Origin of the sequence: Subtercola frigoramans (assembly GCF_016907385.1) — a bacterium.
Classification (GTDB): Bacteria; Actinomycetota; Actinomycetes; order Actinomycetales; family Microbacteriaceae; genus Subtercola; species Subtercola frigoramans.
Genome location: NZ_JAFBBU010000001.1, coordinates 553,688 through 577,215, shown reverse-complemented (window position 1 = coordinate 577,215; position 23,528 = coordinate 553,688). Strand labels below are relative to the sequence as shown.

Here is a 23,528-nt window from a genome sequence, read left to right as displayed (position 1 = left end):
CTTCTCGCCCTGCTCCGACAATCGCGAAGCTCTGCGAGGCCTCCAAGGCAAATGTACCGTTCGGAGCACTTTCGCGCGAACGGTGGGCCAGGGTGCAGGGATGCTTAGGATTAAGGGCAAGGAAAGCAGGCTTAGGTCCATGACCACAACCACTTCACCCACATCCACACCCGCGCCCACACCCGCACCGCGCGTCGTGCCCCCGACCCCGTCCTCGGCTGGGTCGGCCCCCGGGTTCGCGTCCCCCCTCACCGAAACAGAGATCGCCGTGCTGCGCCGCGACTTCGGCATTCTCGGGTCGCAGGTCAACGGGCATCCACTCGTCTATCTCGACTCTGGTGCAACGTCACAGAAGCCGCTGAGCGTGCTCGACGCTGAGCGTGCCTATTACCTGACAGAGAACGCTGCAGTGCATCGCGGTGCGCACACCCTCGCAGCTGAGGCCACCGAGCGGTTCGAGAACGCTCGCGAGACAGTTGCCCGGTTCGTCGGTGCGCAGCCCGACGAAGTCGTCTGGACGTCGAACGCCACCGAGGGCATCAACCTCGTGGCCTACGCGCTCTCGAACGCGAGCCTCGGGCGCGGCGGGCCAGCGGCTGAGGCGCTGAGGATCGGCCCAGGCGACGAGATCGTCGTCACCGAGATGGAGCACCACGCGAACCTGATCCCGTGGCAGGAGCTTGCCGCGCGCACCGGCGCGACACTGAAGTACATTCCGATCGACGACGATGGCACGCTGCGTCTGGAGGTCACCGCCCAGGTGATCGGGCCGCGAACCCGTGTGCTGGCGTTCACCCACGTGTCGAACGTGCTCGGCGTGATCAACCCCGTCGCCGAACTCGTGGCGCTCGCCCGGGCCGTCGGAGCCCTTGTGCTGCTCGATGCCTGCCAGTCGGCTCCGCACCTCACGCTCGATGTGGCCGCGCTCGACGTCGACTTCGCCGTGTTCTCGGGCCACAAGATGCTCGCCCCGACCGGCATCGGCGTGCTCTACGGCAGGCGCGAGCTTCTGAACGCGATGCCGCCATTTCTCACGGGCGGGTCGATGATCACGACCGTCACCATGGAGAAGGCAGAATTCCTCCCCGCGCCGCAGCGCTTCGAAGCCGGCACGCAGAAGGTGTCGCAGGCTATCGCACTTGCGGCCGCCGTCGACTACCTCACCGCAGTGGGTGTCGACCGCATCGCGGCGCACGAGGCCGAACTCGGGCAGCGACTGGTTTCAGGGCTCAGAGCGATTCCGGGCGTGAAGGTGCTCGGGCCGGGAGTCGGCCACGAGCGGGTCGGGCTGGCGAGCTTCGATGTGCCGGGCATCCACTCGCACGACCTCGGCCAGTTTCTGGATGACCGGGGCATCGCCGTGCGCGTCGGCCACCACTGCGCGCAGCCGCTGCACCGGCGGTTCGGCGTCGTCTCGAGCACGCGTGCGAGCACGTACCTCTACACGACCGCCGGCGAGGTGGACGAGTTTCTCGCCGCCACCGTCGACGCGATCGCGTTCTTCGGGGCGCACGCATGAGCTCGGGCGAGCTGCAGGGGCTCTACCAGCAGGTGATCATGGATCACGCGCGCGAGCGGCACGGGTTCGGGCTCAGCGCGGGAGCTGCGGCCGAGTCACACCAGCTGAACCCGACCTGCGGCGATGAGATCACGCTGCAGCTGCACCTCGACGAGAGTGGTGCGATCTCGACGCTCGCGTGGGAGGGGCACGGCTGTGCGATCTCGCAGTCGTCGGCGTCGCTGCTCTCCGACCTGGCTGCCGGGCTCAGCGTCGACGGGCTCAGCGAGCGAATCGACGCATTTCGCGTGGCGATGCGCTCGAAGGGCACCATCGAGCCCGACGAGGAGCTGCTCGGTGACGCGGTGGTACTCGGCGGCACTTCGCGCTACATCGCCCGGGTGAAGTGCGCGATGCTGGCCTGGGTTGCGGCCGAAAGCGCGATCGACGCCCTCCACCGCCCCTAGCTCCTAGCTCCCGCGACTGCCCGGCTGCTTCCCTGCTTCCGTTTCTGCCTGCCTGCTTGCCTGCTTGCCTGCTTGCCTGCTACTGTCTCGCGCGAGATGACGCTACACGCCCCCACCCGGCAGCCCACACGGCGTTTCGCGTCAGGTCGGCACAGTGTGGGCGGCGCGCATCCAGCCACCCGGATCATCCTGACCCCCGGATCGTTCAGCCACCCGGATCGTCCTGCGACGCAGGCCGGGCCGAAGCAGCGCCTCGCGCGACATGACGCGAAACGCCTCCACCCGGCACCACGGAGGGCGTTTCGCGTCAGGTCGGGCGGGCATCTGGCACCACGGAGGGCGTTTCGCGTCAGGTCGGTCGAGCATCCGGCACACAGGAGGGCGTATTGCGTCAGGTCGGCAGGATAATCGGCCGAGCATCCTGCGAGGGGATGATCGGCAGAGCTGCGGGCGAGTCAGACCACCCGGCGCGGGTCAGACCGCCTGCGCGAAACCGGCCGACGCGTCGGCGAGCTGCGACAGGTGCTCGGGAACGACCCAACCCTTGCGCTGCATCGACTGGGCCCAGAGACGGCCGGCGCGGTACGACGAGCGCACCAGCGGGCCGGCGAGAACCCCGAGAAAGCCGATCTCCTCGGCCTCCTCTTTGAGCTCGATGAACTCGTCGGGGTGCACCCAACGGTCGACCGGCAGGTGCCGCGCCGAGGGCCGGAGGTACTGGTTCAGCGTGATGATGTCGGTTCCTGCGTCGTGCAGGTCGTGAAGCGTCTGGCTGATCTCCGCGCGCTCCTCGCCCATGCCGAGAATGAGGTTCGACTTGGTGATGAGCGACGCGGCCCTCGCCTGTGTGATCACGTCGAGCGAGCGCTCGTACCGGAACGCCGGGCGAATGCGCTTGAAGATGCGGGGTACGGTCTCCACGTTGTGCGCGAAGACCTCGGGGCGCGAGGAGAAGACCTCGCCCAGCAGATCGGGGTTGCCCGAGAAGTCGGTCGCCAGGATCTCGACGCCGGTTCCCGGGTTCATCGCGTGGATCTGCCGCACAGTCTCGGCGTGCAGCCACGCCCCCTCGTCGGGCAGGTCGTCGCGGGCGACGCCGGTCACGGTCGCGTAGCGCAGGTTCATCTGCACGACCGACTCGGCAACGCGGCGCGGTTCGTCGCGGTCGTAGTCGGCGGGCTTGCCCGTGTCGATCTGGCAGAAGTCGCAGCGACGGGTGCACTGCGAGCCACCGATCAGGAAGGTGGCCTCACGGTCTTCCCAGCACTCGAAGATGTTGGGGCATCCGGCCTCCTGGCAGACCGTGTGCAGGCCCTCGGTCTTGACGAGGTTCTGCAGCTGCCGGTACTCGGGGCCGAACTTGGCCTTGGTCTTGATCCACTCGGGCTTTCGCTCGATGGGCGTCTCGGCGTTGCGGATCTCGAGGCGCAGCATCTTGCGCCCCTCCGGCACGGCGCTCACGCGGCGACTCCTGCCGCGGCGAAGGCGTGTTCGAGCCTCGCCTGAACCGATGGCAGAACGTCGAGCGGCTCGACCTTTCTGCCCAACACCTCAGAGATGGTCGTCACCCCCGCGTCGCGAATGCCGCACGCGATGATGCCGGCGTACGCGTCGAGGCTGTTGCTGCAGTTGAGGGCGAACCCGTGCATCGTAACGCCCTCTGCCACGCGAATGCCGATCGCACCGATCTTCGCCTCGCCGAACCCGCGATTCACCCACACGCCAGAGCGGCCCTCGACCTGGAAGGCCTCGACTCCGACGTCGGCCAGCACGCCGATCAGCACCTCTTCGAGCGTGCGCACGTACCGCACCACGTCGATCGGGTCAGTGAGCCGGATGATCGGGTACCCCACGAGCTGACCCGGGCCGTGCCACGTGATCTTGCCGCCGCGGTCCACGTCGATGACCGGGGTGCCGTCGGTGGGTCGCTCAGAGACATCCGTGCGCTTGCCCGCCGTATAGACCGATGGATGCTCGAGCAGAATCACCGTGTCGGGCATCTCTTTGGCAACCACAGCCCGGTGCACGGAACGCTGCAGCACAAGACCCTCTTCGTAGGGCACCAGGCGTGCGCCGACCCCCGCATCGTGAAATTCGATCATGCGCCCACTCTACATTTGCTGGACTGAGTCCAACAACTTACACGGCCACCGGCCTCATCGGCTTCTCATAGAAAGCTCAAAGTGCGGGCAGAGGCTCCTGAAGGGCTGCTCATCAGAACGCTCGCAAAGCTTGTCACATGTCTTCCACCCTCACCCCTCCACGCAGGCCCGGCACGGCTGCGGCTCCAGTGAGCGCACCCGGGCCACACGGCTCCACGGCTGGCGGCGTGTCAGCAGCCGGCGTTGCGTCGGCAGCGACAGGCAGGTCAGCGGCCAGCCTGAGCGCCGACACCCGCTCCCGGGCGAAGAATCACCGCCGGCGCCAGACGGCTGCAGACGTGATGCAACTTCTCTGTGTCACGTCGGTCGCAGCATCCATCGCCCTCTATCTCGCCTACGCCGGCGTCGCCGACTTCTCCTCGCTGCAGGGAACGATCAACGCCGTCGGCATCATGGCGGGCCTCGCCGGCACCGACCTCATTCTGGTGATGCTCGTTCTGGCCGCACGGGTTCCGTGGATCGACCGCACGGTGGGGCAGGATCGCGCGATCGCCCTCCACCGGGCCCTCGGCAAGCCGGCCCTGTACCTGATTCTGGCCCACGGCCTGCTGCTCACCATCAGCTACGCCATGCTCGACCAGATCGACGTCGTCGGCGAGACGCTCTCGCTGCTCTCCAACTCGACCGAGCTGCTCCTCGCCTACCTCGGGCTCGGGCTGCTGGTGCTCGTCGTCGTGACCTCGATCGTGGCCGTTCGCCGGCGCTTCGCCTACGAGGCCTGGCACCTCATCCACCTTCTCAGCTACGCCGCGGTACTCGTCGCGCTGCCGCACCAGCTGAGCACCGGCGGCGTTCTCGCCGAGGGCACTCTTCAGCGCGTCTACTGGATCGCCCTGTACGTGGCTGCGTTCGGACTCATTGTTGTCTATCGCTTCGCTCTGCCGATCATCCGTTCGGCTCGGCATGGCCTGCGCGTCACCTCGGTCGAAACCATCGCCCCCGGGGTCGTGTCGATCGTCATGTCGGGCACGAAGCTCGAGACGCTCAGGGTGCAGGGCGGCCAGTACGCTGTGTGGCGATTCTGGAGCGCGAACACCTGGTGGCACGCCCACCCCATCTCGTTCTCGGCGGTGCCCACGGCGAATGCCATCCGGATCACCGTGCGCGACCTCGGCGCGGGGTCGGCGCGCATCAGCCGCGTGCCCGTCGGCACCTCGGTGTCGATCGAAGGGCCGTACGGCGTCTTCACCGATCGCGCGCGCACGTCGCCGTACCTCTCTGTTGTGACCGCGGGCATCGGCATCACCCCGGTACGCGCCATGCTTGAGCACGCTTCGTTGCGCGCCGGCGAGGCCAGCGTTCTGCTGAGGGCGAGCGACGAGAATGGGCAGTACCTCTGGCAGGAGGTCGCCGGCATCTCTGTGTCGACGGGCAGCTCGGCCTTCTCGATGATGGGTCACCGCCCCGCGGGAACCGACACCTGGATGTCGGAGTCGGCCCTCCGCAGCGGCGTCACGCTCGAGACGGTATTCCCGCACCTGCACGACTCCGACCTCTACATCTGCGGGCCGCAGGCCTGGGCCGACCTCGTCGTTCAGGATGCCCGGCGAGCCGGCCTCGCAGAGAAACAGATCCACCTCGAAAGGTTCGACTCATGAGAAAGAGAGCCGTCTTCGGTTCGGTTCTGTCGTCGGCGGCCGTGCTGGCTGCCGGGTGGCAGATCGGCGTGCACGAGCAGGATGCTGCGGGGCTGGCGTCGACTGGTGCGTCGACGTCGAGCAGTGCGTCGGCTGCCACTGGGACCTCGACCGGTACTGGTGCGGCGAGCGCGGCCGGGAGCGCCGGGGCCAGTAGTGGGTCTGCGTCGACGTCGGCGACAGCATCCGCAACGCCTTCGCCGTCGGCGACCACTGCGCCTGCGACCGCTCAGACCTACACGGGCTCGGTCGTCAACACGCGCTTCGGCACGATCCAGGTCTCGGTGACCGTGGCCGACGGCACCATCACCGATGTCACCGCGTTGAAGCTCACCGACGACGACAACAAGTCGGTGCAGATCAGCGCGCGTGCCGCCCCGATTCTGCGCAGCGAAGTGCTCGCAGCCCAGTCGGCGAACGTCGCGACGGTGAGCGGCGCAACCTACACGAGCGACGGCTACCTGCAATCGCTGCAGTCGGCCCTCGACCAAGCCGGGCTCTAGGTCACGCTGCCCGTCAGATCGATCAATCGTCGGCCCTCGTTCAAACCGACGCACTATTTCGCACGGCTTCCCTCAGGGCCGACGATTGGTCGATCGGCGCGTCTTCGTCGCTGCGCAAACCGACGAACCTCAGCCCGACCGGCGCACTATTTCGCACGGTTCGGCTGACGTTCGTCGGATTTCCAGCTTGGTGCGGCGCAAACAGGTGGGCGAACGATCCACGCCACGTGCCTCCACTCCTTCGCCGCGGCGCGCCACGACCGTTACGACCGTCGACTTATGGCACGCGGTAGCCCGCCGTGCGGAACAGCTCGTACCACTCGGCACGAGTGAGCGGGATGCCCGACCCGAGCGCCGCGTCGGCGACACGCTGCGGCGTGGTCGTGCCGAGCACAACCTGCATGCGCGCCGGGTGGCGGGTGATCCACGCTGTTGCGATGGCGATCGGAGGAACGTCGTAGTGTGCCGCCAGCCGGTCGATCGCGGCGTTGAGCTCGGGGTATTCGGGCGATTCCAGAAAGACTCCGTCGAAGAATCCTGCCTGAAACGGCGACCACGCCTGAACGGTGATCTGGTTGAGACGGCAGTAGTCGAGAATGCCGCCACCGTCGATTGTCGCCGACTGGTCCACGCCAGACATGTTCGTAGCCACGCCTTGGGCGACTATGGGTGCGTGGGTGATCGACAGCTGGAGCTGGTTTGCGACGATCGGCTGGCGAACGGAGGCTTTCAAGAGGTCGATCTGGCGCGGAGTGTGGTTGGAGACCCCGAACGCGCGCACCTTTCCAGACGCTTCGAGCTCATCGAACGCCCGTGCCACTTCATCTGGTTCGACAAGCGCGTCGGGCCGGTGAAGCAGCAGAATGTCGATGTAGTCGGTGCGCAGTGCACGCAGCGAGCCTTCGACGCTCGACACGATGTGCTCGTACGAGAAGTCGAAGTACGGGCCTTCGCGAACGATTCCCATCTTCGTCTGGATCGTCACCTCTGCTCGCTCTGCAGGCGTGAGATCCATGGCGGTGCCGAAGCGCTCCTCGCACTCGTGCATTCGCGAACCGTAGACATCGGCGTGGTCGAAGAAGTCGATGCCCGCATCACGCGCAGCCCCGACGAGGGTTCGAATCTCGTCGTCGGTCTTGTCGGCGATGCGCATCAAGCCGAGCACCACGTTCGGTGCCGTCATTCCAGCCGGGCCAACGGGAACAGTAATCATGGAGCAAGCCTTTCAGAAAGTCAGAGAAGTCGATCAGAGCGTCGCTTACTCAGCTACAGGGTCGCCGACACTCAGGAGGGCGAGTTCCTCGTCGCTGAGCACGAGATCGACCGCCTGCACTGAGTCCCGGATGCTCTGCGGCCGTGACGCGCCAGGAATCGGTATGACAACCGGCACAAGAGCCAGCTCCCAGCCGAGAACAACCTGCTGCGGGCTCACCCCATGTGCACGGACAATCTCCTCGATGGCGCTGTGCTGGGACGCGATTTCGCCCGCGCGCTTGATTCCGCCGAGTGGCGACCACGGCAGGAAGGCGATGCCCAGGCCGGCGCAGTGCTCGAGTTCGACAAGGCTGGAGCGGAACGCCGGGGAGAACTGGTTCTGCACCGAGGCCAGCCGCCCATCGAGAATGGCATTCGCTTCGTCGATCTGGGCGATGTTCGCATTCGAGATTCCGGCGAGCTCGATCACACCCTCGTCGAGAAGCTCGCGGAGCGCACCGATCGAATCCGCATAGGCAACATTCGGGTCGGGCCGGTGGAACTGGTAGAGGCCGATCGCCTCGACACCGAGGCGCTTGGCCGACGCCTTCGCGGCTTTCTTTAGATAGTCAGGACGGCCATCCTGCGTCCACGATCCGTCGCCCGGGCGCAGGTGACCACCCTTGGTTGCAACGAGAACCTGTGAGGTATCGGCGCCATAGTTCTTCAGAGCACGGGCGATGAGTTCCTCGTTGTGGCCGACTTCCGCGGCCTCGCGGTGGTAGGCGTCGGCCGTGTCGATGAGTGTCACACCCGCGTCGAGCGCTGCGTGGATGGTCTCGATCGAACGCGCTTCGTCTGGCCGACCCTCGATCGACATCGGCATTCCGCCGAGACCGATCGCTGAGACGGATCGTGATGCAATGCTGCGGTACTGCACGAATGGTGTCCTTTGTTCGTGGTGGTTTTCGCTTCTACGCTATTACGGGCGACCGACATTCTTCGCGGCCCGAATTCGAACGGATGCCGCGACTGGTCTTCAGCCCGAACGGGGCCGACGCAGGCGAATCGGCCCCTTCGCCGTCGACGGATCAACGACCGTTCCGCCTTGCGTGATCTCCAACCGCCCCGCCGCGACGAGGCGACGGGCGGCGCGACGCGCGGGCTCCATCAACTCCCGCCAGGTTTCGCCGCCGATGGCGCGTGCTGCGTCTGACGGGCAGATCGAGGCATCCATCGCCCGTGTCTCCAGCAGGTTCTCGATGGTTCTCTCCAGCTCACGATCGGTGTCGGTGATGCCGTGTCGACGGCACGCGTCGGAGCAGTACTTCAGGCTGGCCCAGTCTCGAGCCCAGGCCGCACGCCACGTGATCGTGCGGCCGCACGACACACACGTACGCTCGGCGGGTTCGGCCTCTTCGATTTCTGATGCGCTTTTGCGGTGTGCCACCATTCCATTCTGCGCCCCTGCGGCCGCGCTTGCCCGCGCTGCTCCCGGCGAAATCACTCAACCGTCGGCCCTGAGCCAACCCAACGCGTTATTTGGCGCGATTTCGCCGAGGGCCGACGATTGGTCGATTCGAAACGGCGACAGCAAGCACATAGGCCGCGGCGCTGAAGACGACGGAGGCCATCATCACGAGCGGTAGAGCCTCCCAATAGCCGAACAGCACAAAGGGCAGCACCGCAAAGACCGTCGAACCCAACACGATCAGCCCGAGTCGAATCCAAAACGGGTGCCGTCGAAACTTGAGGCTGGCCAGATACGCGATGATTCCGCCGGTGGCCGACAGCGGTCCGATGAAGATTCCGATGATTCCGGCGAGAACTGCCGCCGTCCACGTCCACGGCGACACCGCACTCCTTCTCATCACCTCAAGAACTATTTCGATGACGAATACGGCCGCACCACCCAGCGGGATAGACAAGACAAAGATCAACCTTAACGGTGTGTGGGCGCAGGCTGAATCTCTCTATGTCCGCACCCGCCCTTTGCTCAACCATGCTTTCCTGACTCACGAGGTAGGCCCAAGGCCAGCACCACGTTTTATGAAGTAGACGAACGCCACGGCCCAGATGATCGCGCCCCCCGGTATGAGAATCCATAACAGAAGCCCGCGGATCATAAGAAGAAGCAGAATTCCAATCGCCCCGATGGTGGGTTTCAATTTAGCGCTCCTAGGATCATCGTTCTTACCGCCCACACATTCACTAATTCTCTTCGGTGCGGCACGTGTACCAAACGCAAAGCAGCCCAGCGAGCACTACAACGGGCCACTCGGCCCACCAATAGTTGCGAACGGGCTCAAAGAGAAGCCAGAGTGCGACTATCAAAGCCAGTCCGCCGAACGCGCCACCAATTCCGGTCGCTATCACCCGGTTTCGACGCGAACTGTTCACCCTCATGGCGACAGCGCGAGACAGCAGTCCAAGAAGCGAGACCGAAAGGCCCAACAGCGCGCCGACCGGAATGGCCAAGACTGCCGTGAAAATGACATTGAGAAACAATCCAGAAAACCCGAATCCGGCGTTCAACACCACGACGCTGACAACCGAAAATACGGCCGAGCAAATCACTCCAACGGCTACGGATCGGCCCACGAGTCGCCTCGGAAAATTCGAATCGTAGTCAGTGAGCGCACCTGCACTCCTATTCATGAGATCACCTCATTTTGATTCTAGGGCATCACTTGAGGCATCGAGGAACCGTCCCAAAGCTGCCACGTAGTGGCGGGCACCCGTCTCGACGGTCGCGATACTGCCCTGATCCTCGTTCGGGTCATACCGGTACACGGATGACCGAACCCCAGCCTGGGTCGCGTTCACCACCGTGTCACCGTGAACGTTCGGGTACGACCACACCTGATCACCGGGGGCCGGGAACAGATCAGTGACGCCGCCAGAGAGGGCGAGCATCCGCGACACCGCCGCCGTGCCCACACGCATCAGGACCGGTTAGCCACCATTACCGGCATACTATCCAAGCATGCCGGCCCCCAAGAGCTAGAACCCGTCGAATCTGTTCGCTTTTCGTTCAAAGAGCATCGTGATTACACCAAGTGTGGCTGACATCACTCCCACCACAAACCCGGCTATGAACGCAATGCTGACGACGAGAGAAACAGGGCTGTGACCGATGGGCGGATTTCCAAGAAGATTCGCGATCACTATATAAACGACCGACAAAATGAACACACCTGCCGCGTAGAGGGACACAACAAAGAAGGGCTTGCCTGCACCGTTCATCTGGTCTCCTTCGATCTAAGAATGCGCGAGGTCAAGAACTTGGTGTTCCAAGTCATTGTTCGAAGTATTCGAGGATATCGGCGAAGTAGTTCGAAGTAGCACAGTCACAGTTCGCCCAAATTCGCTTGTCGGATCGACACAGGCAGGCACCCTGAGCCTCGACCGATCGGCAATTGGTGATCATCCGAACTGGCCTTGATGCAGGCAGGCGATGATTCTCTCAATGCCACCTCTCGCCCTCAGCCGGTACCCCGAGACTCTCAAGTGAAGTCCGCCGACTTCGGTTGACGTGTCCAGATTTAGATCTCCGCCAAAGAACGACCGCTTTGGCCCTTTGAATGCGCCGATAACGTCGTTCACGGGCACGAAGAAGATTCGTTGCTCCGATGTTCGGAGTGGCCAATAGAACCCGACACCGGCATTCGTGATTAGCACATTCAATTCACCTGAGGCGTGTTAACGCCGACTGAAAACAGGGCCAGTACTGCCAACTGAAAACAGGGCCACCAACCACTATGGAAGGTGATCACTTTGGATGACTGGGCAGAAATTCGTCGGTTGTATGCGTCGGGCGGGCACTCGAAAAGAGAACTCGCGAAACGGCTTGGCGTTTCGCGAGGGACGATCGATCGGGCGTTGCAGGCTGACCGGGTGCCGCGGTATGAGCGGGCGTTGACGGGGTCGAGTTTCGATGAGGTCGCACCGGCGGTTCGGAAGCTGCTGACCGACTCGCCGCGGATGCCGTCGCCAGCCCTGGCGGAGCGGGTGGGGTGGTCGGGTTCGTCGTCGTTGTTCCGGTTGAGGGTCGCAGCGATCCGGCCTGAATATCTGCCGCCGGATCCCGCTGACCGGATCGATCACCAGCCCGGTGTGCAGGTGCAATGCGATCTGTGGTTCCCGCACCAGGCGATCCCGCTGGGTCATGATCAGCACGGCATGCCGCCGGTGTTGGTGATGACGTCGACGTTCTCGGGGAACATCCAAGCGTTGATGCTGCCCTCCCGGACAACCCCCGACCTCCTCGGCGGGATGTGGCAGCTGTTGCAGCAGGCCGGCGCGGTGCCGGAGCGGCTGGTCTGGGATAACGAGACCGGTATCGGCCGGCGTAAGCTCACCGAGCCCGCTGCCGCGTTCGCTGGCACGTTGGGGACGAAGATCGTGCTGCTGCCACCGCGGGATCCGGAGTCCAAGGGCATGGTCGAGCGGATGAACCAGTTCTTCCGCTCGAGGTTCATGCCTGGCCGCAGCTTCGCATCGCCAGCGGATTTCAACAACCAGCTCGTTGACTGGTTGCCCGTCGCGAATGCCCGCTACTCGCGCTCACGGCGCGGGAAACCCGCCGAGCTTGTCGGCCGTGATCGGGCCGCGATGCGGGCCTTGTCGCCGGTGCCACCGGAGGTGCTGTTCCGGAACACGGTCAGGCTGCCTCGGGATTACTACGTGCGGGTTTTCACGAACGATTACTCGGTCAGTCCGGGCATGATCGGTCGGATCGTTGATGTTACTGCTGACCTGCACCAGGTCACTGTCACCCATGACGGCACTGTCATCGCGGTGCATCAGCGGGAGTGGGCCCGCCAGCTGATCGTCACCGATCCGGCCCATGTTGCCGAGGCGGCAGTGCTGCGGCAGGCGTTCAAACAGGTCCGCGGCTACCGGCCGTTGGAAGCTGTCGAAACCCGCGATCTTGCTTCCTACGACGACCTCTTCGGTACCGGGCAGGTGGCCTGATGTCCGAGCTCGAATCCCAGCTGGAGTACTACGCCCGTGCATTGAAAGCGCCTCGGGTCGGTGAGGGTTTCCGCCGGCTCGGCGAGCAAGCCCGTGCGGACGGGTGGTCACACGAGGAGTACCTCGCCGCCGTGCTGTCGCGCGAGGTTTCCGAGCGGGAAGCATCAGGGGCGACGCTTCGGATCAAGGCTGCCCGGTTTCCCGGTTTCAAGACGTTGGAAGAGTTCAACTACGACCACCAGCCTGGCGCCGACCGCACCCTCATCGCACACTTGGGCACGAGCGCTTACCTCGAGGAAGCGAAGAACGTCATCCTCCTCGGACCCCCGGGTACGGGGAAGACGCACATTGCGATCGGGCTCGGCATCAAAGCTGCGAAGACCGGCCACCGGGTGCTTTTCGATACCGCGAACGGCTGGGTCACCCGGCTGCAGGAGGCGCACTCCCGCGGCAAGCTCGCCGCCGAACTCACCCGGCTTCGCCGGTACAGCCTGCTCGTCGTCGACGAGGTCGGCTACGTCCCGTTCGATCAAGACGCCGCGAATCTGTTCTTCCAACTCGTGTCATCACGGTACGAACACGCGTCACTGATCCTCACCTCGAACCTGCCATTCGGGCGTTGGGGTGAAGTATTCGGCGACCCGACCATCGCGTCAGCGATGATCGACCGCGTCGTGCACCACGCCGACGTACTCAGCCTCAAAGGCACCAGCTACCGGCTCCGCGGCCACAAAACACTCACAAGTACGACAGACTAAACAAACCACGTGGCCCTATTTTCAGTTGGCAGCCGTGGCCCCATATTGAGTTGGCGTTAACAGAGGCGGCGAACCTGAACATCGATCCAGGTAGATGGTCGCTCAGTGCCCGGTAAGACGTCGAGTCAAGGCGAGCTCGGAAACCGAAGATCGCGCCCTTAGAGGCAATGAGATCCTCAAGCAGAGAGTCTTGCGAGTAAGCCATGAAACGCAGAGCGCCAAGCGTGAGGCCGACAATCGCAGCGCAAGTTGCGACTGTGCCTAGAACGGTAGCGAAAGGGCCAGACCCTGTGGTTCCCGGAGACAAAATCGAATGCACAATCAGAAACACAACCGTGGCCGCGCCGAGCGCCCACACGATCGGGCCGACAGACCTTCGCGCCATGAGAGTTATCATTTTGTCTCCAAGCCCATAATCTCTGCTCTGGTTGGAACGTGGAACGACGCATCGCCGATCCCTGTGAGTATTCAGAGGCACCGATATAGATTTACGGTTCACACGGCTTCTCGGAACTAGAGCCGTCTGCGAGCAACGACTGTAGACAACTTCTGGAATCAGAGGTTCGTGGTCATCCGAAGACAGGAGAGACTCAGTGTCGGCGACGCTTCAGTTGTGCGCGTCGTCATCTAATGGTTGATAACGAAGAAGTTTGCTACGGCGACCACTACGACAGCGATGGCAGACGACAATGTCGCCGCCCAAAGCAAATTCCAGGCTGGTCGAGCGGACTTCTTGAGACGCTTACCCACAATCAAATATGTAACGGTAAGCGCCACCGCCATCGCATCGACAATCAGCAGAGTTGTTTGCATAGAGATCTCCATTCGATTTCACTAAGCCTCAGTACGCATCGAACAGTTTGATGCGATGGTCAACATCTTCGATCCGACTCCACGGCGTGTATCGCGGCGGCGGCCCATGCAGAAACGGGCGAACAACGCACCGAATCATGAAGACAACGAAATTCTGATCCAGCCAACCAAGCCAATGCCCTAGCGTTGCCCCGCGCGCGTCTAGTGAATAACCGACGAATAGCCAAACAATAAATCCCAGAGGTATGAGGAGCCACAACGCTAACGACCGGACGATAAGGAGAGTAAGAGCACCGACCCAATTGAGGCGCGACCTTTCCATTAGAACCCTCCTAGGAAGTTCTCAATGCGATCCCCCTGAGGTGTAAGCCCAAAGAACAGTTCAGCCGTGGAGCTGGATGGTGCATCTTCCACGTGAGGGTCGGCAAATGCATGACTCATTTGCCCCGCGCCTCGAATTCCTAGCAGGATGACCGACATTCTCTTACTGGTCGCAGTGACCAAGTGCGGCCGTCGGGTAACGGAATGGCCGCTATATCTCAAGATAGATCCCCTACGGCTCCATCGATTCGCCGTAAGGTTCTGGTGGCACCTCGCTGGGTTGTACCCGTGATACCGAAGAACCATCGGGATGCTGGGCGAATCGCGAGCTCGGCACGTGCCCCACCTTCGGCCTCGAATTCAACGATGACGCCTGTCTCGGGCAAACCTTGTATTCGGAACTTGGTCGTGCGCGTCGCAATGATCGAACTCTTTGCGATTTCAAAACTAGGACTACTTGTTCGCATCGATAGCGCACCCCAGAAAGTCAACCCGAATTCGTCTGCGCGCACTGATGCCCAGAGTTCGTGAGTACCGGCGTAAATTTCTTTGCCTAGGACTCTGGCACTTGGCGAAATCCCGACCGTGCTGAGATTGCCCTGGAGTGATGTGAACACGTATGCGGCGCCGTCAGCCCTGCGAAGCCGGGTGTTTCTCACGACGACAGGTAGGCCGAAAAGCAGCAATGTCAGGAGTGCCAATCCAAACATCGCGAAGAAGGTGATGCCAACAACGTCGGGACTTCCGTGTGAGAATGCCTGAATCATCCTCAGGATGAAGACGAGGCAGAAAAGAATGTACGCGAGAGCAACGCCTAGGGTACTCCGGGCGTCTCGACGCCTCCCCTGCAAAGAATCGTTCACAAGTTGCCGCCGTAAAGATTAATGAGCGCATCCCCAGAACCAGATTATGGCTGACCAGGCTGCGAACCCACGCTTGAGCGTGTGCCTCTCTTTGGTTAGCAGGGCAGCACCGCAATACCTGTCCGCCTAGGCGCCAATTGGTCGAGGGTGTCGAATTCGCCTTCGCGGCTCCGACTTTCACTTCGCAGATTTCGGGGAAGGGCAAGGTTCGGAACTGGAACTTCCGTCAGACTGCAACCATTGATCCTTTGAGAGACCACTTTCGGGTAAAGGGCCGAACTCGGCATCGATACTTTCGCTCTCGGTGCCGACGATCATCAAGGAAAGTTCCTCACCGCTTGCGAGCGAAGGCTGCGTAGTTGCCGCGCCAAAGCCCTCTGTGCCCGAAGTAGAGATCATCGTCAATCTTTCAAGATGCGATTGCCCGGTCGCATCCCACAATTGTGACCATGCTCTGCCTTCGGCGACATTGCGTGATTGCAACCAAATGCGCGTCGCGGTGATCGACTTGCACACCGTAATACGGAGGCCCGTTTCAGACGCTTGAATCGAGACCGCACCACTGTTGGGTGGGTCGAACGGGAGCGCGGCGCATCCATTTGCCGAAGCCAGTGCCACGACGACGATCGAGAAGGTCGCGAGTCGTCTGAACCGCCTACTTTTGGAAATTGTCATGGTTACCTCTAACCCAGGAGCGACCGGAGCCCCGTACGGCATGTGAGATCACGCGAAATGAGGCCCCCTGTGAGGATCCACCTACGCCCAAAACTAACGCTCCTTACGCATCAAAACGGGCAGGGATCATCAGTCAGGCTGCCATTGGATTGTAGCCACTGATGTGACGGGACGCCAGCATCAGTAAACGGGCCGAATCCTGCGGAAATGCTCGTGTCGCCTGTGCCTACGATGAGTAACGAAAGTTCATCTCCACTATTGATGGAGGGTTGCGTCGTGGCAGAGCCGAAGCCATCACGACCAGAAGTGGCTAGAGTTGAAAACTTGTCAAGCCGTTGCTGGCCCGTCGCATCCCACAGGGTCGACCAGCTCCTGCCCTGAGGAGTATTTCTTTCTTCCAACAGCACTTCTTTGGCCGTGATCGATCTGCAAATTGTAAATACCAGGCCGGCACCAGACGACTGCACGGAGGCTGCGCCGTTACTCGGCGGGTCAAAGGGAAGCACAGCGCATCCATTTGCCGAAACAAGTGCCACCAAGACGATCGAGAGAGTCGCTAAGCGCCTGAATCGCCTCCTTTTAGCAATCGTCATAGTTACCTCCTTTCCAGCCTGCGCCATATTCAAGCGGATTGCCGCAACCCTTATGGATCCCCGTGACCGCTTCGCCAAGAGAACTGTCTACATAGATAAGACCGAATGAGTCAGGCCCGAGGATTGCCCACTGCCACGTGTGAGCAGCTTCATGACCTACCAAACCTGAATTCCCCTTCACAGCTATCGTCGAATTTCCCGACGTAAATAGGTCTCCAAACGTTATTCCAGCACCCGGCGGGATATTTGGTGAACCCCCGCAGATGAGAAGTCCGCCAGACGAGCCACACGCTGACATGTTCGCTCCTGACATCAAGGCTACGCCCGCGCCGACTGCGGTCATCGGTGCGTTCGCTAGACTTCTCCACGCCGCAGCCATGCTCGCCGCGCTCGAGGACACGCTGGTTATCGAAATTGGGCGCCCCCATACACCAGCCATACTTCCGGAATTTCGCAATGACCTCGATTCGCCTCCGTTACTGACATAAATTCCTCCCATCAACGCCGCATAATTGCTCTTCGCGTCATACCCGCAATTGCCGCAGTCCTGCCGATTCCCTGAGAGGTCGTATTTGTTGACCGGGTCGTCAGGGTAGTTGTAGGCATTGGCGTTGCCTCCCTCGACCGCGTCAACACCGAGGAACCTTCCCAGGGCGGCGACGTATTGCCGGGCACCCATCTCGACAATCGCGATGCTGCCCTGGTGCTCGTAGAGCTTGTCGTTACCGCCCAACCAGCCGTAATCCGCAGCACCCGGCAACGTGTCCGGCACCGCACCGTCACTGCTAGTCGTACCGATGACACCCGTCGCGCTGATCGGTTGACCGTACGGGTCGTACCGGTACACGGATGACCGAACCCCAGCCTGGGTCGCGGTCACCACCGTGTCACCGTGAACATTCGGATACGACCACACCTGGTTGCCTGTTGCTGGGATCAGAACGGTGACGCCGCCAGGGAGGGCGAGCATCCGCGATACCGCCGCTGTGCCCTCACGCGCCATGATCGGGGAACTGCCACCACCGGCGTACAAGTAGAACACCGTGCTCGTGCCCGTACCAGCACCCGTGCCAGGGACGAACGTCGTGCGGGAGACGATCCGGTCGGTCTGATCGCGGAGGTACGTCACCGTCGTACCATCCGTGGTGCCACCGGTCAGTGTGGTCGTCAGGTGACGGTTCACCGCGTCATACCCCAGAGTCTGATCAGCGAGGGTCTTCGTGTTGCCATGACTGTCATACGCGAGCTTGCCCGCCGGCAGCGCGGTGTTCGTCGTATCAGCGCCCGGCACCGGGTTCGTCACCGTGCTCGAGGTCAGCTGATCGGCGTTGTTGTAGCAATACGCCGTCGCCGTTGTCACACCACCAAACACATCCGTGAGGCTGGTGCGGTTACCATCCATACCCGCCTTCGTGTTCACCCCACAGCCACCGGTCGCGGCGAACCCATACGTGAGTGTGTGCCCGGCCGTTGCCGCTGTGATCAGCCGGCCCGCAACGTCGTACCCGTACGTCGACACGGCAGTGGTCGCGGTGCCGTCTTGGGTGGTGTCTTTCAGCACCCGGCCCGCCTGCGACCGCGCGACCGTGTCACTGATTCCCGGCTGACCGGTCGCGAACGACCACGACAGACCTGCCGTCGCACCGACACTGTTACGGGCGATCGCCTGTAACGCCGAACCATTACCTGCGTTGCCCGCACCCGAAGGGTACGACACAGACGTGACCTGCCCCGTCGCGTCGTAGGCGGGCACGGCAATCACGTTCGCGCCGTCTTTCACCTGAGTGACCTGACCGTCGACGTTGAACGACGCTGACTGCACACTCGCCGTGCCGCCCGCCGGGAGCACCGATGTCGACGTGATCTGACCGAGCGCGTTGTACGTCGGCGTCGTGACCGTGTTCCACACATCGGTGTACGACACCGTACGGCCCAGGAGATCGATTGTGGTGCTGATCTTGCCACCCGTCGTCGTGGCCGAGAGCGAGTCATCGGTTGACCAGCCGACCAGAGGATTGCCGGTCGGCACACCCGCGGCCGAATACGTACCTTCGGCCGTGTACCCGTTCGTCACCGTTCGGATCGTCGTCTGCGCACCGTATGGCGGGTACGTTGTCTTGGTCACCTGGCCGCGAGCGTTGTAGGTGACACACTGCCACCCCGAATCAGCGGATGCCCGCGACCCCGCAACACGGCCGAGCGAGTCGTACACCACCGCGGAGACGATGTTTCCACCCCCGGCAGTCGTCGGCGACGGAGTCGTCGTGCTCAGCAACATGCCGTACTGCTTCGTACCCAACGGCACCCCGCACACCGGCGTCGTGAGCGCTGGCGAGAAGGACGCCTCGTACCCACCGTTGTCAGAGTAATACGCATACGTGTAACCCGCGTTTGCCGCACCCGAGGCCGTCGCCGCAGGCAGCGTCTTACCCACTCGACGCTGATACCCAGTCGCCGAAGTCTCGTAGCTCGTCGCCGTCGTGAGGTTCGCACCAGATGGGTCGATCGTTGACGACACTGCCATACCCAGCCAGGGGTTCGGCCCGTAGGCCGTCGTCGACGACATGTTCGAGACCGCGGTTGCCGCTACCCCTGTCGTGCCCGACGGCACCGTGTCATAGGTGACACTGCTTGTCGAAAGGCCATAGTCAGGCTTCAACTGCGCTGCGGGGACAACGTTGGAACCGGTGACATCGGGTCGAGTCCAGAACAGCGCGAGAGTGCCCTGCGCGGCCTGGTTGGCGTAGTCCAGCCGGATGGAGACCGTCTTGCCGGCCGTCATTCCCTGCACCGTTCCGACGGTCGACCAATGTGCACCGCCGATGACGTTGTCATCGACGACGAGCACGTTGTCGATCCAAAGGCGCGTGCCATCGTCGGCATAGGTCTTGAACTGGTAGTCGCCGTTCGCCGGGAAGGTGATCGTACCCGTGAGGCGCGCCGACCAGGAGCTCGTCGTGATGGCTGGGATGGGAGCAGTGGTGCCCCAGTCGCGATTGATGTCGCCGGGCATGACGGTGCCCGGAATACCGAGACTGTACCCCTTGGGCACGCCCGTCCACCCGGGGTTGTCGTAGTAGGCGGCGTTCAAGCCCTGCAGGTTCTCGTCGTACCCGGTGTGACTGTGCGCGACAGTTGTAGCGCAGGCCGTCGTGGCGGTGCGATCGGAGTTGAAGCACGACGGTGCCGCGGGGCCGTAACTGTCGGTGGCCCGGTCACGATTGTCGTAGACCGTGGTCGACATCAGGCCCTGCGCGTTCGTGGCAGACAGAGTCTGGTCTTTGTCGTTCCAGACGGTTGTCGCGCTCCGCCCAGATGGGGTGGTGGCACTCGTGGCGCGATACGCCGCGTCGAAAGTGACCTTCTGGGCGTGCCCAGTGGTGCCCGTGGTGTTCGGCAACGGCGTACCAGCAGAGTCGACGACATCGACGTAGGTCGTGCCATCAACGGCGGTCACTGACGGGCCGGCCGCGACGGGTGCAACCGCGTAGTTGTACTTCTTGGTCGGTCGGGCCGTTGCGTTCAGACCGTCGGGTGCGGGAAGTGAAACCTTGATCGCTCGACCGGTTGAGTCATACGTGATGTCCGTTCGGGTGCCGGAACTGGCGGTGCGCCCCACCACCGCATTGATCCAGTCCCATCCGAGAGGATTGCGTACTGTGATTATTCGCCCAGCTCCGTCGTAGGAGAAGGACGACTTCGCGCCGCCCGGGTTGACGATCGACTCAAGGTAACCGTTTTGATCGTAATGAATATCCGTTGTCTGGGCAGGCACCGAATTCTGTGTGGGATAGACGATCTGACAGAGCTTCGGGCCCGCGCCTATCGCCGCAGCCGCGGTCAGAGCCGGGTCGCCCGTACAGACGGTCGCATAGACGAAGGAGACTTCGCGGGCATAGCTCGCGGGAGTCGAACCGACGTTGGTTTGAGACAACCTGTCGCTGATCTTGTCGACGGCACCCGTATCCGATCGGAATGAAACAACAGGGGCTGCGGGTTTGAGCGCCTCTTGCGGGCTCGAGACCTGCACGACCTTCCCCTCAGTGTTGAACAGATAGGTGGTACCGGCTTCATCTGTGAGGCTGACCTGCTTGTTCGCATCCAGGCTCAGAATGCCCGCCTCCCCGGGCGGGGGCGTGTATCCGCCTGCGGCCTTCTTCGCGTACGTGTGAACGCTGCCCGAAGCATCAGTGAGAACGATTGACGAGTCGGTCACAGCGGCCGAAGAGTAGAACCCAGACGGCCCGGCAAGTGGTGTCGAACTCGACCACCCGGTGGGGAGCGTGTTGATGGTGCGAGTGAACCAGCTCGCCGGAACGATCTGCTGCGTGTTGGGCTGGCCCTTCAGGCGCACCCAGAGCTTCATCTGCGCGCCACCCCCGTTTTCGAAGTAGTTCACGGTGATGGGTACAGGTGTTGTCGACAGAGCGGTCGACCCCGCGCCCCACCCGGTCTCGGCCGCCGTGTTCCACTGGTCGACCATCATCGTGCCGTTGACCAGGATCTGGGTTCCGTCGTCGCGGTTGTACCCGAACTCGTACTGGGTCGGTGTTGCGTCGGGAGAACGGATGAAGCCCGTCCATCTGGCCATGAAATGGTCGTTGTCGACGACCCCTGGTGCCGGAGAACCCGCAGTGCCGTTGCTGCCATCGACCCAGTCGAAGTTGATCGCCGGGTCGACCCGGCTGATGACCTTCTTGGCCGCCGCGAAATCCGACGCCGCCCCGGTCGGGGCGGCCGGCATACCGTTGAAATACTCGGCGTTGAGGCCCGCGTTCGAGGGCGCCTGCGAATTGTAGGAGAACGACATTCCCATCGGCCCACCGACCGTGGCGACAGTCGGCGAGGTGAACTGCATGTTCACGTTGCCGTTTGCCAGATTCACCGTGACCGGGCCAGCCGCATCTGTTGGCGAGGGCCCGCCCGCGCCGATGCGCTTGTTGACGCTGAACTTGTTCACCCAGAATGGACCGAACGTGCCAGCGCTGTCTTTGGTGAGCACGGTCCAGGAGTACGTGCCGCCGTCTTGCAACGTTGCGTCGGGCAGCGTCCACGACGGAGAGGTACCAGCAGCGAAGGTTAGCCAGGCCGAACTCACCACCTGGCCAATGGTCGCATCTGGCCCTGTTGTGACGCGAAATTGGTACTGGAACGCCAGACCGTTCGGGTGCGTCGCTGGGGCGACAGAGAGCGTCGGTTGCGTTGTGACGACCACGGCCTTGTCGGTCGGTGTGGCGGTGCTCTGGTCGGGATGCGCGGGGTTGTCGGTCGTGAAACTGTAGACCGGCGTGTTGGGCCATACCGGGGACGACGGGTCAGCGTTGAAATAGCCGTCATGCACCCAGGATTGCCAATAGTAGGTGGTACCGGGCTGAAGCAGATGAGCGGGAATCGTCATCGTGTCGTTGAGGTACCACCCGGAATCGTAGATCTTGCTCGCGTTCACGTCTGTAGTGGTGCCGAGCCGGAACAGGTGGTCGAGGCCAGCGCCTATGGGGTCGTATCCGCCGTCGACGTGGAGAGACGGAGTGTAGGAGATGTTCGTGGCGCCGTTCGCCGGCGTCGGCGCATTTCCCGGGCTGGGATAGTCCTTGTACGAGAAGAGCATCTGCAGATCAGCGTGCTCATAGGTGAACGTGTTCGGGGTCTCGTCGCCCGCTATGGCCAGGTAGTACCCCGAGACGTGATCGCGGGCCAGCTGGTTGAGTCGGTTTGCGAGGCGCATGTCGTTCGGGTCGGAAGCGCCACTGGTGGCGTCGAACCCGACGTTGCCGAGCTGTTCGCCCAAGCTGTCGAACCCCAATTGGGTCGCGTGATACAGGCCGCCCTGGTGGTAACCGGTGCTCGAATCGTTGTATTTGTCGACCGCCGCGACTTCGGCGTAAATGATCTGCTTGCCGAAGAATTGCTCGTAGTTGAAGTGAACCACGGTGCGCCAAACGCCGCCGTTGTTCGAGTTGCCCACCTGGGCACCCGCGTTCACGTTTGTCAGGCCGTTGCTTTTGTACGTGTGCGTGTTGTCGTTGTCGGCAGCCCCAGGAGTAAGAGTCGGGTCGACGGAGACCGGGTAGACCCGTGCAGGGTCATTCAGCCACACCATACTGGGTTGCATGCTGACCAGGTACTGGTCGCCCTCACGCAGAAGCGTCATGCCCACCGCCGCCTCGGCGTCGGTCTTCTGGCCGTCTACTCCCGACGAATCCCACATGCGCGGTGCGGGGATGACGAACTTCACTTCACCCGCGGAATCAGAGAACTCAATGCTGCCTTCGGCGGTCTTCACCGCCGACAGACCGGCGGCGTCGACCTTCCACGTCCAGGCCGTTGCGGCAGCGGGGCGAGAGTTCAGCCGGAGGAGTTCTTTGACGTCAGCCTCGTTTACGTCATAGACCAGGTCAGTGCCCGGGAACACGTCTTTATACTCGAGATGGTTCTTGGAATCTGACCACGGCGCGAGATCTCGCTGGAGAACGGAGTGAGCGGCACCCTTCAGGGTGAAGCCGATCGTGTTCGAGTCTTTCGTCATCGATACGACGGTCGAATCGTCAGCGTATTGCGAGAACTGCGGGTGCAATGGATTCAGCTCCACCTTTGCACCGCCCTGGCCGAGCCAGGACCACGGCCCGGTCGTTGTCAGATCGGTCTGAATCGGCACCCACGAATTGCTGCGGTCTTGAATGTTGATGGGCGAGGTCGAAACCGACGAGATCTTCATGCCGTCGGGGCCGGCATACGTGTTGCTGAACTCGTCGGCCGCGACGACCGTCTTGCCGTTCGGGTCGAAGTTCGACACGGCAGCCGACGCGTCGACAGGATCCGCCGTTGGTGCCGGCGATGGTTGCACGACTGGTGCGGGATCCGGTGTGGAGGTGTCAGTCGCGCTACCCGATGACGACGAGATCGGCGGCAACACGGGGGCGTCTGACTGCTCGGCTTGCACATCGGGCACGACGCTCGAATCAGAAGGGGCCAAACTCGGATCGGCGGCAGCGACCGGCGACGTGAGACCGACAACGAGCACAACCGTCATTGTGATCGCAGTGACAACAGACGAAGCGAAACGCATG

Annotated in this window: 18 protein-coding genes; 6 read left to right on the top strand and 12 right to left on the bottom strand. The window is 62.6% G+C overall.

Features of this window, described 5'->3' with window-relative positions:
- Positions 1 to 139 precede the first annotated feature (139 nt).
- Complete coding sequence (locus JOE66_RS02780; RefSeq protein WP_205106614.1) at positions 140 to 1,519, top strand: aminotransferase class V-fold PLP-dependent enzyme; 1,380 nt, start codon at positions 140 to 142, stop codon at positions 1,517 to 1,519.
- A complete protein-coding gene (sufU, locus tag JOE66_RS02775; protein ID WP_205106613.1) occupies positions 1,516 to 1,965 on the top strand; it encodes a Fe-S cluster assembly sulfur transfer protein SufU in 450 nt (149 codons plus the stop codon). The genes JOE66_RS02780 and sufU overlap by 4 nt, the downstream gene beginning before the upstream one ends.
- A 474-nt stretch (positions 1,966 to 2,439) precedes the next feature.
- On the opposite strand, the gene lipA is transcribed toward sufU, so the two are convergent.
- The gene (gene lipA, locus JOE66_RS02770) at positions 2,440 to 3,426 is read right to left on the bottom strand and encodes a lipoyl synthase (RefSeq protein WP_205106612.1); all 987 of its coding nucleotides are present in this window, start codon (positions 3,424 to 3,426) and stop codon (positions 2,440 to 2,442) included.
- Positions 3,423 to 4,067: a lipoyl(octanoyl) transferase LipB gene (gene lipB / locus JOE66_RS02765; RefSeq protein ID WP_205106611.1), complete on the bottom strand. Its 645-nt coding sequence runs from the start codon at positions 4,065 to 4,067 to the stop codon at positions 3,423 to 3,425. The genes lipA and lipB overlap by 4 nt, the downstream gene beginning before the upstream one ends.
- A 137-nt stretch (positions 4,068 to 4,204) precedes the next feature.
- Between lipB and JOE66_RS02760 the strand changes: the two genes are divergently transcribed.
- Positions 4,205 to 5,725: a ferredoxin reductase family protein gene (locus tag JOE66_RS02760; RefSeq protein WP_205106610.1), complete on the top strand. Its 1,521-nt coding sequence runs from the start codon at positions 4,205 to 4,207 to the stop codon at positions 5,723 to 5,725.
- Entirely contained in the window at positions 5,722 to 6,267 is a 546-nt protein-coding gene (locus JOE66_RS02755; RefSeq protein ID WP_205106609.1) for an FMN-binding protein, read from the top strand. Before JOE66_RS02760 ends, JOE66_RS02755 begins: the two co-directional genes overlap by 4 nt.
- Before the next feature lie 277 nt (positions 6,268 to 6,544).
- On the opposite strand, the gene JOE66_RS02750 is transcribed toward JOE66_RS02755, so the two are convergent.
- The 6 genes from JOE66_RS02750 to JOE66_RS02725 form a co-directional block, all read right to left on the bottom strand.
- Entirely contained in the window at positions 6,545 to 7,480 is a 936-nt protein-coding gene (locus JOE66_RS02750) for an aldo/keto reductase (protein WP_205106608.1), read from the bottom strand.
- A 45-nt stretch (positions 7,481 to 7,525) separates the two neighbouring features.
- Entirely contained in the window at positions 7,526 to 8,401 is an 876-nt protein-coding gene (locus JOE66_RS02745; protein WP_205106607.1) for an aldo/keto reductase, read from the bottom strand.
- A gap of 99 nt (positions 8,402 to 8,500) precedes the next feature.
- A complete protein-coding gene (locus JOE66_RS02740; protein WP_307827017.1) occupies positions 8,501 to 8,911 on the bottom strand; it encodes a DUF3253 domain-containing protein in 411 nt (136 codons plus the stop codon).
- 88 nt (positions 8,912 to 8,999) lie between these two features.
- On the bottom strand, positions 9,000 to 9,389 hold the full coding sequence (locus tag JOE66_RS02735; RefSeq protein ID WP_205106605.1) for a Re/Si-specific NAD(P)(+) transhydrogenase subunit beta: 390 nt from the start codon (positions 9,387 to 9,389) through the stop codon (positions 9,000 to 9,002).
- A gap of 739 nt (positions 9,390 to 10,128) precedes the next feature.
- Positions 10,129 to 10,407 carry a hypothetical protein gene (locus tag JOE66_RS02730; RefSeq protein ID WP_205106604.1) on the bottom strand — a complete coding sequence of 93 codons (279 nt, stop codon included), beginning with the start codon at positions 10,405 to 10,407 and terminating at the stop codon, positions 10,129 to 10,131.
- Between the two features lie 57 nt (positions 10,408 to 10,464).
- Positions 10,465 to 10,707 (bottom strand): hypothetical protein, encoded by a 243-nt coding sequence (locus JOE66_RS02725; RefSeq protein ID WP_205106603.1) that lies wholly within the window; start codon positions 10,705 to 10,707, stop codon positions 10,465 to 10,467.
- 522 nt (positions 10,708 to 11,229) lie between these two features.
- On the opposite strand from JOE66_RS02725, the gene istA reads away from it, so the two are divergent.
- Complete coding sequence (gene istA, locus JOE66_RS02720; protein WP_205106297.1) at positions 11,230 to 12,438, top strand: IS21 family transposase; 1,209 nt, start codon at positions 11,230 to 11,232, stop codon at positions 12,436 to 12,438.
- Positions 12,438 to 13,196, top strand: coding sequence for an IS21-like element helper ATPase IstB (gene istB / locus JOE66_RS02715; protein ID WP_205106298.1), 759 nt, complete (start codon positions 12,438 to 12,440; stop codon positions 13,194 to 13,196). Before istA ends, istB begins: the two co-directional genes overlap by 1 nt.
- Positions 13,197 to 13,823: 627 nt before the next feature.
- On the opposite strand, the gene JOE66_RS02710 is transcribed toward istB, so the two are convergent.
- The 4 genes from JOE66_RS02710 to JOE66_RS02695 all read right to left on the bottom strand — a co-directional run bounded on the left by JOE66_RS02710 (position 13,824) and on the right by JOE66_RS02695 (position 23,491).
- Positions 13,824 to 14,009, bottom strand: a complete 186-nt coding sequence (locus JOE66_RS02710) for a hypothetical protein (protein ID WP_205106602.1) — start codon at positions 14,007 to 14,009, stop codon at positions 13,824 to 13,826.
- A 1,361-nt stretch (positions 14,010 to 15,370) separates the two neighbouring features.
- Entirely contained in the window at positions 15,371 to 15,868 is a 498-nt protein-coding gene (locus tag JOE66_RS02705; protein WP_205106601.1) for a hypothetical protein, read from the bottom strand.
- 110 nt (positions 15,869 to 15,978) lie between these two features.
- Positions 15,979 to 16,461: a hypothetical protein gene (locus JOE66_RS02700; protein ID WP_205106600.1), complete on the bottom strand. Its 483-nt coding sequence runs from the start codon at positions 16,459 to 16,461 to the stop codon at positions 15,979 to 15,981.
- Complete coding sequence (locus tag JOE66_RS02695) at positions 16,448 to 23,491, bottom strand: PA14 domain-containing protein (protein WP_205106599.1); 7,044 nt, start codon at positions 23,489 to 23,491, stop codon at positions 16,448 to 16,450. Before JOE66_RS02695 ends, JOE66_RS02700 begins: the two co-directional genes overlap by 14 nt.
- Positions 23,492 to 23,528: the final 37 nt, after the last annotated feature.

Coding starts and splice junctions, on each gene's coding strand:
- JOE66_RS02780 (WP_205106614.1), top strand. CDS start 140: ATGACCACAACCACTTCACCCACATCCACACCCGCGCCCACACCCGCA.
- sufU (WP_205106613.1), top strand. CDS start 1,516: ATGAGCTCGGGCGAGCTGCAGGGGCTCTACCAGCAGGTGATCATGGAT.
- JOE66_RS02705 (WP_205106601.1), bottom strand. CDS start 15,868: ATGACAATTTCCAAAAGTAGGCGGTTCAGACGACTCGCGACCTTCTCG.
- JOE66_RS02760 (WP_205106610.1), top strand. CDS start 4,205: ATGTCTTCCACCCTCACCCCTCCACGCAGGCCCGGCACGGCTGCGGCT.
- lipB (WP_205106611.1), bottom strand. CDS start 4,067: ATGATCGAATTTCACGATGCGGGGGTCGGCGCACGCCTGGTGCCCTAC.
- JOE66_RS02750 (WP_205106608.1), bottom strand. CDS start 7,480: ATGATTACTGTTCCCGTTGGCCCGGCTGGAATGACGGCACCGAACGTG.
- JOE66_RS02730 (WP_205106604.1), bottom strand. CDS start 10,407: ATGCGTGTGGGCACGGCGGCGGTGTCGCGGATGCTCGCCCTCTCTGGC.
- JOE66_RS02695 (WP_205106599.1), bottom strand. CDS start 23,491: ATGACGGTTGTGCTCGTTGTCGGTCTCACGTCGCCGGTCGCTGCCGCC.
- JOE66_RS02710 (WP_205106602.1), bottom strand. CDS start 14,009: ATGCAAACAACTCTGCTGATTGTCGATGCGATGGCGGTGGCGCTTACC.
- JOE66_RS02755 (WP_205106609.1), top strand. CDS start 5,722: ATGAGAAAGAGAGCCGTCTTCGGTTCGGTTCTGTCGTCGGCGGCCGTG.
- JOE66_RS02700 (WP_205106600.1), bottom strand. CDS start 16,461: ATGACGATTGCTAAAAGGAGGCGATTCAGGCGCTTAGCGACTCTCTCG.
- istB (WP_205106298.1), top strand. CDS start 12,438: ATGTCCGAGCTCGAATCCCAGCTGGAGTACTACGCCCGTGCATTGAAA.
- JOE66_RS02725 (WP_205106603.1), bottom strand. CDS start 10,707: ATGAACGGTGCAGGCAAGCCCTTCTTTGTTGTGTCCCTCTACGCGGCA.